Genomic DNA, 14,085 nt, shown 5'->3' with positions numbered 1-14,085 from the left:
TTAATTCGACCGCCTTATCCGCAGTCCCGAGCACTTCAGCACCGGGGAAACGGGGGCACTCCTCAAATCATGACAGAATCACTTCTCATCCCCGGCCGCTGGCGGCACATCCGGCACGGCGGCGAGGATATCATCCAGGTCTGAGAGTCGGCCACGATGGGCGCGTTGCTCCACGGTATCGCGCACCTGCCAGGCCGTGACTTGAGACGAAAGCGCGATCGCGATGATGGAGTCCACGCTGGTGCCCTCGCGCTTGGCGACATCGGCCGCCTGACGGATGAGGAAGTCGGGGATGTTGGCTTGTATGGTCATGGGACGATGGATTGAAGGACTTGAAGAAACTCTCTCGGCGACACCACCTGAACGGCTGGCAGCCGGTCGGCGGGGAAGTGCCGCTGATTGAACGTGACAAGATAGCCGACCTTCGCCTCAAGCGCCAGTTGTGCAAAAGCTTCGTCATCCGCGTCCGGCAATGCAGGCTTCCAAAAGCTGGAGGTCGGGAACGAGTCGGCACCTGCACAGAGGGCATCAAGGAAGCGATCCACGATGGCAGGCAACAAGCCGAAGCCAGGTCCTTCGCGCTTGAGCACTTCGTCTTATTCCGAGAGCACCGTGTTGCTGATCAGCAAGGCGAACTCCCCTTTTCGATAGCGGGAGATGATCTCAAACGACGCTCCCTGCCGCGACCGCAGCGCAGCAAGCAAGACATTGGTATCGAGAACAGCCCGGATCATCGGCACGCGATGCTACCGATCTGATGGAGCATTTGCAAACTCCGAGTCAGCAACGCTCACGCCAGCGCCTCTTTGCAATACTGCACGCACTTCGCCACTTCCTTCACGGCGTCGGAGCCTTCGGGGATCTTGTATTCCAGCTCAATCTCGGCGGGGAAGGTCCACTTCTCTTTTTTCATCAACTGCAGCACTTCCTTGATCGGGGTCTGGCCCTGGCCCCAGGGCAGGTTGCCGCCGTCGGCGGTGCGGTCTTTGAGGTGGAGGTTCACGATGCGGTCGTGATACTTCTCCAGCACGGGGATCGGTGACTTGCCTTTGGAACCCGCGACGTAGTGGCCGATGTCGAGGTTCAAGCCGATGTACTGGCCGAGCTCGAAAATCGGGTCGTGGTATTCCATCTCGGGCAGGTTGTTCGTGTGATTGTGGAAGCCGACCCAGATCTTGTGCTTGTCCGCAAACGGCGCGACGCGTTTGGCGAGGATGGCATTGCGTTCCGTGGTCACGCCGGTGCAGCCCAGCGCCTTGGCCACGAGGAAACTGAAGTCGATCTCCTCATCCGACTGGCCGAAGCCCATCTTGTGAATGCCAATGTTCACGCCCGCGTCGTTGAACATCTTCCGCAGTTCAGCGCACTTCGCGAGCTGCTGCTCACGCTCCGTGTCGGTGGCCTTGCCTTTGATGCCCGCGAAGTCCTGGATCGGTCCGCCCATGAGTTCCGTCTCGCTGAGACCGTCCTCGAGCAACGCCTTCAGTGTCTCATCGGCCGTCTTCGCCATGCTACGGTAGCTGTACGTGATGCAGCCGATGCGAACTCCATTGAAGACTGAGTTCGGCTTCTCCGCCGCCGAAGCGAACCGTGGAAGCGTGAGACCTGTGGCGGCGGCAAAAGTGGTGCCGAGGAAATTGCGACGTGTGAGCGGGTTGGGTGTCATGGGATGGTTGGATTGAGATGAGGGCTACTTGGGCGTGGAACTCGTGAGAATCAAGGAAGTGAAGGCGAGGGGAGTGGTGTATATGAAGCCGTCGCGCCGATTTCTGGAATTCTATTGCGCGGAGTAGCCGCCGTCCACCAACCACACGGCACCGTTGACGAAGGAAGCTTCGTCCGATGCGAGGAAGGCGACGACATTGGCCACTTCGTCCGCTGTGCCCATGCGTCCGGCGGGGTGAAGGGTGTTGAGTGTGTTCAGAATCTCGGGATTGCGCGTGACGTTCGCCGTGAGCGAGGTGTGGACGAAACCGGGAGCGACGGCGTTGACGCGAATGCCTTCGGCGGCAAGGCGCACGCCCATGTCGCGGGTCATCTGGCTGATCGCGCCTTTGCTGCTCGGGTAGGGATTGAAACCATCGGAAAACTCGAGCGCCGTCGGATAGCCGGTGAAGCCCATGACCGAACTCAGGTTGATGATGGCACCGCCGCCCGACTGTCGCATGACTGGAACGGCCGCGTGGGCCATGAGCATGGAACCTTTCACATTCACGGCCATCACCTTGTCCCAACGCTCTTCCAGACTCGCGTCCGCTGCCACATTGCGGGCGGTGATTCCCGCCGAATTCACCAGAACATCCAGCCGGCCCCATCTGGCCATGGCGTCGGCCACAATCGCCGCCGCGTCATCGGGCCGGCTCACATCGCCGGGTCGAGTGACGACGGCTGGGAATTCGCGAACCAGAGATTCGAGAGCTGTTTCGTTGACGTCCGTCGCGAGAACCTGCGCTCCCTCGGCCAAGAACTTCCGAACGGTCGCGCCTCCGATGCCTGATCCGGCGCCTGTGATGATGGCGGTCTTGCCTTCTAGTCTCATGCCACCAGATAGCCGAGAATTCGATTCGTTCACAACCGTCTTCTTCCTCGAATCACCGTGGGAAACGCTCTCTTCAATGGTTTGCGTGTGGCGGTGCCGATGCGCTGGCTGGCTTTGATAACGGTAATCGTGCGAGGCCCGTCCAGATTGTTGTCGGTTCGCTGCATCACTTCGTCGGTCAGACCTATCCACAACAGATGCGCACGAGCAAGTTCCCGGCATCAGCGGCGTTCCATGGGCATGATGATCCGGAGTCTGCCTGGTCTGGCCCTGTTGGGAATCATATGTTCTGCCTGGGGGCAGGAAACGGCGCGCACCTTCACAGGAAGCGATTCCTCTGATGGGCGCTCACGCATGACCCTCACCCTCCATGGCACCAAGGTCAGCGGCGATTCCTCTTTTGATTACCCCAAGACACCCAACGCCATCTTCGATCTGGGTTTTGGCTGGCGTTCGCATTACGAGGGAATTCTCGATCCTTCCACCGGCAACATCACAGGCACACGCACCAGCCGCCTGACCTCCGGCGGCAAACTGCTGGATGAGCCGCCACAGGCCTGCGCTTTCACCGCGTCGTTGGAGGGGGAGACGATCAAAGGCAACTGGACGCTCCAGACGAAGCAGGGAGCCAAAGCCGGCAGCTTTGTGGTGCGCAATGCTGCGGTGCCTGCCACGGGCACTTCGGGGCTCCGCGTGACTGAGGCTGCCGCTGCGTTGGCAGTCCAGGCGGGCGATGCCCCCGTCGGTTATTGCGCGCTTCATGTGCAGCGCGCCCTGGAAGCTGGTGGCATTGATGGCAAGGGGCATCCAGAGAAGGCCGGCGCGTATGGTGCCTATTTGAAGAACAGAGGATTTGTCGGCCTGACCGCAGAGGGCTACAAGCCGCAGAAAGGGGACATCGTTGTCGTCCAGCCTGGCGCAGGAGTCGGCAAGGACGGCCACATCGCCATGTATGACGGCAGCCGTTGGATTTCCGACTTCCGCGAAACCACCCGCTGGGAGACAGCCGAGGCCAAGGGCGGCTCGCGGCAGTTTTTCCGGCCTTGATTTTCGAGGTCACACGATTCCTTTCTCAACCCGTCCACCATCGCCATGCCCACCTACGTTTACGAAACCATCCCCGCGAATCCGGAAGAAGAGCCGCGCCGTTTCGAGGTGCAGCAGAAGATAAGCGATCCGGCGTTGACGACCGATCCGCAGACCGGCGAACCCGTGCGCCGTATCATCACCGGCGGCAGCGGCGGCTGGATCACGCATGGCACGAGCATCATGTCGATGAAGACGAAGGGAAGGTAACGACCCGCGTTGTCGAATGGGCATTCGTTGTCACGGTGAGATCAAGGCAGGCGCTCTGGCTTCTTGCCCCATCGATTGACCCACGCTAACAGAAGCGCATGACCCTCACGCTTCCCAAGTGGTTCGACCTTCACACGCACTTTCGCCAAGGCCCGGCGATGCCGTCCTACGTCCAGGCGCACCTCGACATGGGCTGCGCGGGCGCTTTGGCAATGCCAAACACGCAGCCGCCGGTGTCGCGTGTGAGCGGTGCGGCGCAGGCGGATGGCTGGAGCATTGAGAGCTACTCGGCGGAGCTGCGTGCGGCGGGAGCAGATGCCTTTGAGCAACTCATCGTGCCACTCTACATCACGCGGCAGACCACGGCGGCGATGATTCGTGAAGGCGCAGCCTCCGGACTGCTGCGCGCCTGCAAATACTACCCGCCGCATGGCACGACGAATTCGGAGCACGGCATGCCGATGGATGATTTGATCGGTGGCGAGGTTTTCCGCGCGATGGAGGAGCACGGCATCGTGCTGTGCATTCACGGCGAGCAGCATGCGTTGAGCGGCCCGGACTACATCGACGCGCAGCACAATGCGGAGACACGGTTCTACAAGGAGCGCATGCCGCGCCTCGTCGCCGCGCATCCAAAACTGCGCATCGTGTGCGAGCACATCACCACGCGCACGGCGGCTGAGTTTGTGGCGGGAGCTCCGGATCACGTTGGCGCCACAATCACGCCGCAGCACCTGCTCTACACGCTGGGGCATCTGATTCAGGGGCTCAAATACCATCTCTACTGCCTGCCCATCGTGAAGTTTCAGGATGATCGTGCCGCGCTTCGAATCGCGGTGACGAAAACAGGCCAAACGAAGTTCTTCGCCGGCACCGACAGCGCTCCGCACACGACAAAGGCCACCGCGTGCGGTTGTGCGGCGGGCTGCTTCACCGGCGGTTGCGCTCCGCAGCTTTACGCGATGGCGTTTGAAGACGCCGGTGTCGATCTGGCTTCGCCCGAAGGCAAAGACCTCTTCGAACGCTTCCTCTGTCTCAACGGCCCGGCTTTCTACGGCTTCCCGGCTTCGTCGCAACGCTTCCAGATGGAGAAGGCCGCATCACCAACACACTTGCTCGAAACACCCGCCGGCCCTGTGACTCCGCTGCCGCTCGGCATGGGCATCGAGCTGACGTGGTGTCTGGTGTGAGACGCGCGCATTTCAGGGCGTCAGGTGCTTCTTGAAGAACTGTGCCACCTTCTCGCGAAGTTCCGGCGTGAAGTGCGCATCGCCGCCGTGCTTGCCGCCGGGGACGACCTGCAGGGCCACCTCGAGACTGGCCTCCTGATAGGCCTTCTCGATGCGCTGCGACTGGTCGAGATAAACGGTCGTATCCTTGTCGCCGTGGATGATCAGCAGAGGCGCATCGCCTTTGCCGACCTGAAAGACTGGACTCGCAAAGCGGGCACGTTCTTGATTCTCCTTCACCGGCCCGCCGATCAACTGCCGCACTGGCGAGTCTTCGTTCTCCGTCTTCGCGGGCTGGTTCTGCGAGCGCAGGATGAAGTCCGTCGGCCCATAGTAATCCACCACGGCCTGCACGGCGGAGCTTTGATCCAGGTTGCCGCCCACCGTGCCTTCGTATTCCGCCACACCGCCCGTGGTTCCCAGCATCAAAGCGAGATGACCGCCCGCCGAGGAGCCGGCCACGCCGATCTTCGTGGCATCGTAACCAAACTCGCCGGCATGCGCCCGCAGCCAGCGCACCGCGGCTTTGCAGTCATGAATCTGCGCGGGAAACACGGCCATCTGGGAAAAGCGATAGCTGATGCTCGCGACGGCGAAGCCGTAATCAGTGAGCCAGGGCGTGGAGCACTTCTTGTAGGAGTTGGCTCGCCAGCTTCCGCCGTGAATGAACACGACGAGCGGCGGATTCTTCACGTCCTTTGGCAGATACAGGTCCAGCTTCAACTCATGACCGTCCACGGTCGCGACGACGATGTCCGCCTTGGTGGGTTCGGCAGCTTGGAAGGAGGTGGAGGTGAACAGCAGGGCGATGGCGGCCGGGATGGAGAAGAACTTGAGCAGTGGAAGGTGACGCATCCCTCGACAACGTCACCAAGGGCCGCAGATTTCCACAAGACCTGCCTTGTCGTCGGGTTGCCTCCGGCCTACTTCCCGCATGCCTTCGATTACTCCCATCGCCACGCTGCGCACCTGCTACACCGACAAGTTCGGCGTGCCGCGCCAGTCCGGACTCGTGCCCGGCGCCTGGGGCATCATCGAGTTCGAGCCCGCGTATCGTCGTGTGGAGGCCGTGCGCGGCATTGAGGAGTTCAGCCATCTGTGGCTCATCACGCAGTTTCATCTGGTGAAAGAGGAACCGACCTCGCTCACGGTGCGACCTCCGCGACTCGGTGGAAATGAGAAGCGTGGTGTGTTTGCCACGCGTTCGCCGTTTCGGCCAAACCGGCTCACGCTGAGCGTGGTGAAACTGGATCGCGTGGAGCTCGAAGGCGATCTCGCGCCGCTTCTATTCGTCTCGGGTGTCGATCTCGTCGATGGCACGCCCGTGTTCGACATCAAACCCTACATTCGCTACGCGGACTCGATCCCCGATGCGCGCAGTGGATTCGCAGGCGAGGCACCGCCGCAAACGCCGGTGCATTGGGACTGCGAGAGTGCCGTGCCGGATGAGGTACGCATCGTCATCGACCAATCACTCGCTCTTCAGCCGCAACCTGCGTATCACGACGACAACGACCGCCAATACGCCACCGAGATCGCCGGCTGGCGGGTGAAGTGGGTTGCACGCGATGAAGGCGCAACGGTGAAGAGTTGTGAATTCGTCGGGTGACGGGAAAAGAAGCAACAGTTCATGTCATCTCTCGATCTCCCCATTCGCGCCGCCACGGAAACCGCCATTGCCCACGGCATTCATCCGGATCGGTGTGACATTTTGCAAAACGGCAGCACGCTGGTGCTGCGACTTACCGAGTCGCTCGTCGCACGAGTGGTGCAGGATCGCGACGGACCGCGTCAGGGCACCGAGTGGTTTGCGCGTGAGAATGCCATTGCAGTACATCTCACGCGTCATGGCGCGCCGGTGATTCCACTGCATCCGGATCTGCCGCCCGGACCGCATGAGCATCTCGGCTATCCGATCAACTTCTGGGAGTTCGTCACACGCATCGACAGCGAACCCGACTCGCACGAGATCGGATGCACGCTGCTGCAGTGTCACGACATCATGCGCAGCTTCTGCGAGCCTCTGCCGAAGCTGGCCATCATCACCGAGAGCCTGTCCATTCTCGATGATCGTCCGCTCTTTCCCGCCGCGACACAGCAGATGCTGCGCGATCATCTGACGCATTCGATCGATGTTCTGAATCAATATCCGCATCAACCGCTGCACGGTGATGCGCACTTTGGCAATCTCATGAACACCACCCGTGGTCTGCTGTGGACCGACTGGGAGGACACGTTCTCCGGCCCCGCGGAGTGGGATGTGGCCTCGATCATATGGAACGCACAAATCCTCGACAAAGATCACGCCACCGTAAATGCGATCCTCGACTCTTATCGCGAAGCCGGAGGCCACGTCGACGAACATGCCTTGCAGCAAAGTCTCATCGCTCGCGCAGCAGTGATGACGGCGTGGTATCCGATCTTGTATCCGAATCCGAACACGGAGCGAAAGGCGAAACTCCAGCGGCGAATTGAGTGGCTCGAACGCGCCGTCGTGGCCTAAGTCGCAAGCGGATGCGTGCGCTTGGCGAGCGGGAACTCGACTCGCTGCCCGGTGATGCCTGCTTGGAACACACCGTGCGCCATCTCGATCGCTTTCATCGCACGTTCACCCGAACCGAGCGGCTCACGGCTTTCCTCGATGGCACTCAACCAGTCACGCACGACACGACGATGCGAGGCATCATAACCCAGGAGTCCTTCAAACGTCGCTTCCGAGGCCGGATCGATCCCGCCGGTCCAGTTCGTCCAGCGTTCCGTGCGCGTGGTCGAAGCGCGATTGGGATCGCTCAGGATTGAGATCGTAGGCGCGTAGCCAGAATTGAGCCGCACGATGCCCTTTGTGCCGATGATCTCCATGCCAAACGGACCCGCGGCTTTTTCCAAGCCGGCACGGCTGCGGAAGGTGACGTTCACGCCGGAATCCATCGCAAAAGTCGCGAAGATGTCGTCGCCGACCACCGGCCCGACTTTGTCCGTGGGAGATTCCATCGCATCGGCAAGGGTCGCGGGCCTGCCTTTGGTTCGAATGCCTGCCTGACACCACTGCACTTCGCCGCCGAAGAGACGCGCGAGGTCAAACACGTGCAGTCCCAGCACCATCATGTCCTGACCGCCGGCGCGTGATTCCATCTTGCCCACGGTATGAATTTCGAGCACCTCGCCGATGAGTCCTTCACGCAACGCCTGCTCCAATCGCCGCACCGTCGGTGCCATGCGGGTGACGTGAGCCACGGCCACACGACGCTGCTTCTGCTTCGCAAGCCGCAGAATGTCATCGGCTTCCGCCAGCGTGATCGTGAACGGCTTCTCGAGATACAAATGCGCACCTGATTCCAGCGCGGCCATCGACATCGCATGATGCTCCGTGGCCCAGCGCGGCGCGATGGCCACGAGGTCCGGCTTCTCTTTCTCGAGCATCAGGCGGTAGTCCGCATAATCGCGCGCCGCACCACTCGCTGCTTTGGCCTTGGTGCGTCCTGCTTCGTCAGGATCAGCCACGCAGACGACGGAAACATCCGACAGTCCGGCGAAGATGCGCTCAATGCCGTGGCCGTAATCACCCGCACCGGTGTGACCGATGATGGCCGCCTTGAGACGTGGAGTGTTGGCGGCTCGAAGAACCCGTTTGGCAGCCCATGCGGTTCCGCCGAGGAGAAGTTGGCGTCGGTTGGTGGCCTTCATGGTGAAGACGAACGTTGCCGCTTCACCGCTTCTTTGCCTCGGCGGTCATTTGTCCGCCATCGTCGTCAGCCCCGGCACCAGTTTCGGATCATATGTCGCGCCTTTGGACACCTGAATCAGCGTCATGCGCACCTTGGTGGGGAAGAACCTTTCGGGATCGGGAAGCTTGTGCGCATGCAGGTTGTGATCGTCCTTGAGCACGAGGTGCATTTCCTTGATGCCCTGGCTCCAGACGATGTCGTCATTCTGCCAGAACTTCGTCATGTCGAGATCCTTTTCGATCACGCCGGTCTTCAAATACGCGCCGGTGCCGATGCAGCCGTAGCCGTGGTTTTGACCTTTGTAGGGGATGTAGCAGACGCTCCACGACGTGGGCTGGTCGCCGACGGGCTTTTCGAGCACTTCGAGGCGCAGGTGCACCGTGCCGTTGCGATAATCGACTGGCGCCGTCCAGTCCTTCGGGCGCTCGGGATTCAACCGGTCGCTTTTGACGTAGTAATGCGACTGGCTCGGCTTCGAATTCAATGCGTCTTCGTGTGTGAAGGCGAAGGTTACATCGAAGAGCACGAACTGGTCGGCGTGGCCGACGAGGGTGCTGATCAGCAGCAGGCTGAGGGACAGAAGCGTGGTGCGGCAGGTGGGCATGGCGTTGCATTTACGGTGCGGGGCCGGAGCGGTTGGTCAATGTCGGATGTTTTATCGGGCGGCGCTGTTCCTTGCAAAGATCACCTTTTCCCTCCTAAATGGGCATACCCTCATGAAAACTCGATCATTCCTCGCTGTTGCGCTGCTGCTTGTCTCCGTGCCTTTCGCTCCCGCCAAGACCGAGGTCGAGGCCTGGTCCTACACAGGAACGGACATCTATCCGAGCGCCATCATTGCCACCGCACTGGTGGACTGGAATGCCGATGGCGAGGAGGAAGGTGAAGATGCGATTCCGGTGCTCGGAGACCGAAACGGCTGGGTCGGTGCGCGACTGCTGGATGTGCCCGCCGGTTCGAAGGTCAAAGTGGAGGTCACCGGTGAAGGCTGGCTCAAAACATCCAAGGTGGAAGTGGTCGTCGAGGATGACGAAGAAGAGGTCATCGTGATGCCCAAAGGGGTCTTCGACTTTGACGCCTTGCGTGCGGTGAGGCAGCAGAAGCCTGCGAATCTGAGTGTGAAAGTGACTCTCAACGGCAAACAGATGCCGGAACAAAACGAGGTCGTGACATTGCGCAGCATCAACGAGTGTCCTTTCGCCGTGATATTCGGCGAGGGCGACGAGGCGACCGCGGACGACCTGTCATGGATGTTTGCCGCCTATGTGAATGAGAACCACCCGTGGATCGACAGCATCCTCAAAGAGGCGTTGGATGCGAAGCTGGTGGATTCCTTCGACGGCTATCAGAGCAAGGATCCGGAGAAGGTGATCGCCCAGGTGTTTGCGATCTGGCATGTCCTGCAGCGTCATGGAATGAAGTACAGCGACATTACGAACACGCCAAAGAGCAAGTTTGCCGCGGCGCAGACGGTGAGATTTCTGGACGACAGCATCAAGGCCACGCAGGCAAACTGCGTGGACGGGAGCGTCATCTTCGCCTCCATCCTCACCAAGATCAGCATCAACTGTGGGCTCGTTTTGGTGCCGGGCCATTGCTTCGTGTGCTTCGATCTTGATCCTGATGGCGAACTCGACGTTGCCGCTTCGGATGACGAACGCACCGTGATCGGACTCGAAACCACGATGCTGGGGTCCACAGACCTAAAGCCGGTCGCCGAACTCAAAAACCTGCCCGCGAAAACACGGGCCAAAGTGGCTCAGAAAGAAGGCGAGTCGAGCGCCGCCACATTTGGCGGTGCCATCGACGTTGCGTCGCAGGTCTTTTCTGAACACGGTGCAGAGTTCGACGAAGACGGCTCCGCCTACCAGGTCATTCCCATCGCCGCGGCACGCGAACTGGGCATCATGCCCATCGCTTCGGGAGAGTCCAAGTGATGTCCGACGCTGTGACGATCTGACTAGCGCAACGCCACAAAGTCACCTTGGAACGTCACGCAGGTCTGATCTGCGTGTTCGACACGCACCTGCAGCGTGATGTGGGCCTTGCCTGTTGTGGCAAAGGTTGAGCGAAATTCTATCAACGTGTTTTCGTCGGGGCGTTCGCAGACAGCGCGGAGCACTCCGCACACCGGACGCCGGTAACGAATGGTGCTCTCGCGAATGACGATGTGAGCATCGCGGTCGCCGAGCTGCAGCCATAGCATCGCGTAGCCCGTCAATGTGGTCAGGGCGCTGAGGCTGCCGCCAAACGCCGTTCCGAGATGATTGTGATTGGGCTCCAGCGGTGCGGTCACGACGAGCTGAGTTCCGTCGTAGCTCTCCAGAGTCACGCCCATGGCTTTGGTGAGCGGGATCTGCTCGTGGAGAAATCGTTCGGTGTCTCTCAGGATGTCGGAGTTCATTTGATGCCGACTGTCGGGATGCGGGGCGGTCTCGCAACGATCTTCGCGATAGGCCGGGGGCTCCTTGTCGTTCTCATGGCACCGATCACCATGAAATCTCTCCTGCATATCTTCGCCGTTGTCGTTTGCATCTGCCTGCCGGGCAGCGTGTTCGCCGAGCTTACTTTGCCGCATTTCTTCGGCGACCACATGGTGCTGCAGCGCGAGCGCGATGCGGCCATCTGGGGCACGGCGACGCCGAAATCCGAGGTGACGGTGACCTTTAAAGGCCAGACCGCCTCTGCCAAAGCGGACGACCAAGGACACTGGCGCACCGCGATCCCGACGGGCGTTGCGGATGCAACGGGCGCAGAACTGACGATTAAAGCCGGTGCCGACAGCGCGACGATCAAAGACGTGCTCGTCGGGGAGGTCTGGCTGGCCTCGGGGCAGTCGAACATGTTTTACACGATGAATCGTTCGCCTGCCTATGCGGAGCTGATGACCAAGGCGAATCATCCGGGCCTGCGCATGTTCAATGCGCCGCTGGTGACCGCTGAGAAGCCTCAGGCTGACATCGAGGGCGAGTGGTCGCTGTGCAGCCCGGACACGGTTCCGAATTATTCGGCCGTGGCGTTTTTCTTTGCGTTGAAACTGCATCAGGAACTCGGCGTGCCCGTCGGCGTCCTCAAGACCTGCTGGGGCGGAAAGCCGGTGGAAACGTTTACCAGTCGCGAAGCGCTGAACACCCTGCCCGGGACGAAGGCGATGGTGGACAAATTGATGGAGGAAGCGGCCACGTATGATCCGGCCAAGGCGAAAGCGAACTACGAAGCCCAGTTGGAGAAATGGAAGGCGACGATGGCTGCCGCGAAGGGCAAATCCGCTGAAGAGCGCAAACGTCTGCCCAAAAAGCCGGCCGAACCCAAGCCGCCGCTCGAAACCGAAGGCCGGCCGGGCGTGCTGTTCAATGCGATGATCAATCCGTTTGCCGGTTACACGATGCGCGGGGCGATCTGGTATCAGGGCGAAGGCAATGCGAAGGCCGGAGCGGTGCCATATGACCAGACGCTGCCTCTGATGATCCGTGACTGGCGCCAGCGCTGGGGCGACGACTTCTCGTTCTACTTTGTGCAACTCGCCAATTTTCATGCGCCGTCCACCGCCCCCGGCACGCCGGATCCATGGGCGCTGCTGCAGGATCGCATGCGTCACATCCTGACCTCCACGCCGAAGACCGGCATGGCGATCATCAACGACGTGGGCGAAGCAAACGACATCCACCCGAAGGACAAGAAGTCGCCGGGCGAACGTCTTGCACGCTGGGCACTGGCGAAGGACTACGGACGCGATCTGGTTTACAGCGGTCCGTTGTTCAAATCGAGTGCGGTGAAGGACGGCGCAATCCGCGTCACCTTTGACCAGGCCGGCAGCGGACTCAAAGCACGCGACGGCGGGTCACTGAAGCGCTTTGAAATCGCTGGAGCAGACAAAGTATGGCACTGGGCCGATGCCAAAATCGACGGCAACGACAGCGTGCTGGTGAGCAGCGCCGAGGTGAAGGAACCCGTCGCCGTGCGTTATGCCTGGGCCGCGAATCCAGAAGGCGCAAATCTCGTGAACAGCGAAGGCCTTCCCGCCTCCGTCTTCCGCTCCGACGACTGGGAAGATGTGGAGGCTGCTCCGCCGCCCACGCAGGCCGCCAAAGAATTGGAGGAACGCCGCGCTCTCGCCACCGAGATCAAGGCGCTGAATGCCAAACTTGCCGGCATGGACCGCAAGAGCGCCGAGGCCATCGAACTGCGCAAAAAGGTCCAGGCGATGTTGGTGAAGTTCAAAGAAACCGCGCCAAAGAAATAACGTCGCAGTTCATTTGGCCCACCAGCTCGAGAGGCAGGCCTTGGGCGTGTCCGGCTTGATCAGCGTGTCCTCGGAGTAATGCGAGGTGTCGTTGAACAGCATCAAACGGGCACGCACCGGATCTTTGAAATCGACCACGTTCAGCGCGGCCGGGTTCTGATCCAGATTGTCCCGGAACTTTCGTGGATCGAACCCGAGCAGGGAACTGAGCAGGAGGCGAATGGTCGCCTTGTGCGAGACGACGATCACCGACTCGCCTTCGTGCTGTCTTACGATGTCGAGAAAAGCAGGAAGAGCCCTTGCGGTCACGGCCAGTCCGCTTTCGCCGCCTTCTGGAGCACACGTGAAAGGATCTTCATCCCATGCAGCAGCTTCGTTCGGAAACTTCTGCTCGACCTCGCCGCGCGTCAGTTGCTCCCAGTGTCCATGGGAGATCTCACGCAGCCCGTCGCGAGGGCGCACCTCTAATTGATGAGGCAGGGCAAGGATGCGCGCCGTTTCCATCGTGCGATCCAGCGGCGACGCATAAACCGCCGTCACCGGAAGACCGCGCAGGCGTTCCGCGAGGCGTGACGCCTGTTCACGGCCTGTGTCAGAGAGCGGCACGTCCGTGGCGCCGGCGAAGCGGTCCTCGGCTGTCAGAATGGTGGCGCCGTGGCGAATCAGATAAATGCGTGTGAGAGCCATGCGTTCGGTATAGCACACATCACCGCCGCCCGTGATTGAAATCCACCGGCTTGTTGACGGTCTTCGCGCCCACGTTGTTTTCGATCTGTGCGTTCTTGCAGGTCGGATCGACGACGATGGTCACGGGCTTGTTTTGGAAGGTGTTGCCCGTGAACTGCAAATCGTGGCCGTTCGGCGCGAAGGTCACGGCTTCTTCGGGCGCGGAGTCGCCGACGATGAAGATGTTGTCGCGCACGATGATCGGACCGTAGGTCGCGTCCGGCTCGTAGATGGTGAAGTAAAGCTCGGGGAACGTGCTGGGCTTGGCGGTGCGATACGCGATGCGGCCGCGGCGCATGTCGGGTTCGTTTTTGGTGGTGTTGTTGA

At 60.7% G+C, this 14,085-nt stretch carries 16 protein-coding genes and 1 pseudogene; 8 read left to right on the top strand and 9 right to left on the bottom strand.

Annotated elements, in window-relative coordinates; translation table 11 throughout:
- Positions 1–78: 78 nt before the first annotated feature.
- On the bottom strand, positions 79–312 hold the full coding sequence (locus KDL09_RS14325; RefSeq protein WP_294386351.1) for a hypothetical protein: 234 nt from the start codon (positions 310–312) through the stop codon (positions 79–81).
- Between the two features lie 20 nt (positions 313–332).
- Between KDL09_RS14325 and KDL09_RS14320 the strand changes: the two genes are divergently transcribed.
- Complete coding sequence (locus tag KDL09_RS14320; RefSeq protein ID WP_294386349.1) at positions 333–758, top strand: hypothetical protein; 426 nt, start codon at positions 333–335, stop codon at positions 756–758.
- A gap of 32 nt (positions 759–790) precedes the next feature.
- Here KDL09_RS14320 and KDL09_RS14315 read toward each other — a convergent pair whose 3' ends face one another.
- On the bottom strand, positions 791–1,666 hold the full coding sequence (locus tag KDL09_RS14315; RefSeq protein ID WP_294386346.1) for a sugar phosphate isomerase/epimerase: 876 nt from the start codon (positions 1,664–1,666) through the stop codon (positions 791–793).
- 111 nt (positions 1,667–1,777) lie between these two features.
- Positions 1,778–2,539: a glucose 1-dehydrogenase gene (locus KDL09_RS14310; RefSeq protein ID WP_294386343.1), complete on the bottom strand. Its 762-nt coding sequence runs from the start codon at positions 2,537–2,539 to the stop codon at positions 1,778–1,780.
- Between the two features lie 354 nt (positions 2,540–2,893).
- Here KDL09_RS14310 and KDL09_RS14305 point away from each other — a divergent pair, with 354 nt between their 5' ends.
- The 3 genes from KDL09_RS14305 (at position 2,894) to KDL09_RS14295 (ending at position 5,025) form a co-directional block, all read left to right on the top strand.
- Entirely contained in the window at positions 2,894–3,586 is a 693-nt protein-coding gene (locus KDL09_RS14305) for a hypothetical protein (RefSeq protein WP_294386340.1), read from the top strand.
- A 45-nt stretch (positions 3,587–3,631) separates the two neighbouring features.
- A complete protein-coding gene (locus KDL09_RS14300) occupies positions 3,632–3,835 on the top strand; it encodes a hypothetical protein (protein WP_294386338.1) in 204 nt (67 codons plus the stop codon).
- Between the two features lie 98 nt (positions 3,836–3,933).
- Positions 3,934–5,025, top strand: coding sequence for a hypothetical protein (locus tag KDL09_RS14295; protein WP_294386336.1), 1,092 nt, complete (start codon positions 3,934–3,936; stop codon positions 5,023–5,025).
- Between the two features lie 12 nt (positions 5,026–5,037).
- Here the strand turns inward: KDL09_RS14295 and KDL09_RS14290 are convergent, their stop codons facing one another.
- Positions 5,038–5,919, bottom strand: a complete 882-nt coding sequence (locus KDL09_RS14290) for an alpha/beta hydrolase (protein WP_294386334.1) — start codon at positions 5,917–5,919, stop codon at positions 5,038–5,040.
- 79 nt (positions 5,920–5,998) lie between these two features.
- On the opposite strand from KDL09_RS14290, the gene tsaA reads away from it, so the two are divergent.
- Positions 5,999–6,673: a tRNA (N6-threonylcarbamoyladenosine(37)-N6)-methyltransferase TrmO gene (gene tsaA, locus KDL09_RS14285; protein ID WP_294386331.1), complete on the top strand. Its 675-nt coding sequence runs from the start codon at positions 5,999–6,001 to the stop codon at positions 6,671–6,673.
- Positions 6,674–6,694: 21 nt separating this feature from the next.
- Positions 6,695–7,567: a phosphotransferase gene (locus KDL09_RS14280; RefSeq protein WP_294386328.1), complete on the top strand. Its 873-nt coding sequence runs from the start codon at positions 6,695–6,697 to the stop codon at positions 7,565–7,567.
- Here KDL09_RS14280 and KDL09_RS14275 read toward each other — a convergent pair.
- Positions 7,564–8,748: a Gfo/Idh/MocA family oxidoreductase gene (locus KDL09_RS14275; RefSeq protein WP_294386325.1), complete on the bottom strand. Its 1,185-nt coding sequence runs from the start codon at positions 8,746–8,748 to the stop codon at positions 7,564–7,566. The two genes, KDL09_RS14280 and KDL09_RS14275, sit on opposite strands and share 4 nt — an antisense overlap.
- A gap of 45 nt (positions 8,749–8,793) precedes the next feature.
- Positions 8,794–9,393, bottom strand: coding sequence for a hypothetical protein (locus KDL09_RS14270; RefSeq protein WP_294386324.1), 600 nt, complete (start codon positions 9,391–9,393; stop codon positions 8,794–8,796).
- A 112-nt stretch (positions 9,394–9,505) separates the two neighbouring features.
- On the opposite strand from KDL09_RS14270, the gene KDL09_RS14265 reads away from it, so the two are divergent.
- Complete coding sequence (locus tag KDL09_RS14265; RefSeq protein ID WP_294386322.1) at positions 9,506–10,726, top strand: hypothetical protein; 1,221 nt, start codon at positions 9,506–9,508, stop codon at positions 10,724–10,726.
- A 23-nt stretch (positions 10,727–10,749) separates the two neighbouring features.
- Here KDL09_RS14265 and KDL09_RS14260 read toward each other — a convergent pair whose 3' ends face one another.
- The gene (locus KDL09_RS14260) at positions 10,750–11,193 is read right to left on the bottom strand and encodes a YiiD C-terminal domain-containing protein (RefSeq protein ID WP_294386320.1); all 444 of its coding nucleotides are present in this window, start codon (positions 11,191–11,193) and stop codon (positions 10,750–10,752) included.
- 90 nt (positions 11,194–11,283) lie between these two features.
- Here KDL09_RS14260 and KDL09_RS14255 point away from each other — a divergent pair, with 90 nt between their 5' ends.
- Positions 11,284–13,032, top strand: coding sequence for a hypothetical protein (locus KDL09_RS14255; RefSeq protein ID WP_294386318.1), 1,749 nt, complete (start codon positions 11,284–11,286; stop codon positions 13,030–13,032).
- Between the two features lie 9 nt (positions 13,033–13,041).
- On the opposite strand, the gene KDL09_RS14250 is transcribed toward KDL09_RS14255, so the two are convergent.
- Positions 13,042–13,719 carry a histidine phosphatase family protein gene (locus KDL09_RS14250; protein ID WP_294386314.1) on the bottom strand — a complete coding sequence of 226 codons (678 nt, stop codon included), beginning with the start codon at positions 13,717–13,719 and terminating at the stop codon, positions 13,042–13,044.
- 19 nt (positions 13,720–13,738) lie between these two features.
- Positions 13,739–14,085 (bottom strand): annotated as a pseudogene (locus tag KDL09_RS14245) (hypothetical protein); the annotation flags it as partial.

The sequence above is a fragment of the Prosthecobacter sp. genome (assembly GCF_020439865.1).
In the GTDB taxonomy this organism is placed as follows: domain Bacteria; phylum Verrucomicrobiota; class Verrucomicrobiia; order Verrucomicrobiales; family Verrucomicrobiaceae; genus Prosthecobacter.
Note: the sequence above shows the minus strand (reverse complement) of the source record. Positions and strands in the feature narration are given on the sequence as shown.

What these genes read in the sequence shown, in the direction of transcription:
- KDL09_RS14325 (WP_294386351.1), bottom strand. Translation starts at nt 312, where the DNA reads ATGACCATACAAGCCAACATCCCCGACTTCCTCATCCGTCAGGCGGCC.
- KDL09_RS14315 (WP_294386346.1), bottom strand. Translation starts at nt 1,666, where the DNA reads ATGACACCCAACCCGCTCACACGTCGCAATTTCCTCGGCACCACTTTT.
- KDL09_RS14310 (WP_294386343.1), bottom strand. Translation starts at nt 2,539, where the DNA reads ATGAGACTAGAAGGCAAGACCGCCATCATCACAGGCGCCGGATCAGGC.
- KDL09_RS14305 (WP_294386340.1), top strand. Translation starts at nt 2,894, where the DNA reads ATGACCCTCACCCTCCATGGCACCAAGGTCAGCGGCGATTCCTCTTTT.
- KDL09_RS14300 (WP_294386338.1), top strand. Translation starts at nt 3,632, where the DNA reads ATGCCCACCTACGTTTACGAAACCATCCCCGCGAATCCGGAAGAAGAG.
- KDL09_RS14295 (WP_294386336.1), top strand. Translation starts at nt 3,934, where the DNA reads ATGACCCTCACGCTTCCCAAGTGGTTCGACCTTCACACGCACTTTCGC.
- KDL09_RS14290 (WP_294386334.1), bottom strand. Translation starts at nt 5,919, where the DNA reads ATGCGTCACCTTCCACTGCTCAAGTTCTTCTCCATCCCGGCCGCCATC.
- tsaA (WP_294386331.1), top strand. Translation starts at nt 5,999, where the DNA reads ATGCCTTCGATTACTCCCATCGCCACGCTGCGCACCTGCTACACCGAC.
- KDL09_RS14280 (WP_294386328.1), top strand. Translation starts at nt 6,695, where the DNA reads ATGTCATCTCTCGATCTCCCCATTCGCGCCGCCACGGAAACCGCCATT.
- KDL09_RS14275 (WP_294386325.1), bottom strand. Translation starts at nt 8,748, where the DNA reads ATGAAGGCCACCAACCGACGCCAACTTCTCCTCGGCGGAACCGCATGG.
- KDL09_RS14270 (WP_294386324.1), bottom strand. Translation starts at nt 9,393, where the DNA reads ATGCCCACCTGCCGCACCACGCTTCTGTCCCTCAGCCTGCTGCTGATC.
- KDL09_RS14265 (WP_294386322.1), top strand. Translation starts at nt 9,506, where the DNA reads ATGAAAACTCGATCATTCCTCGCTGTTGCGCTGCTGCTTGTCTCCGTG.
- KDL09_RS14260 (WP_294386320.1), bottom strand. Translation starts at nt 11,193, where the DNA reads ATGAACTCCGACATCCTGAGAGACACCGAACGATTTCTCCACGAGCAG.
- KDL09_RS14255 (WP_294386318.1), top strand. Translation starts at nt 11,284, where the DNA reads ATGAAATCTCTCCTGCATATCTTCGCCGTTGTCGTTTGCATCTGCCTG.
- KDL09_RS14250 (WP_294386314.1), bottom strand. Translation starts at nt 13,719, where the DNA reads ATGGCTCTCACACGCATTTATCTGATTCGCCACGGCGCCACCATTCTG.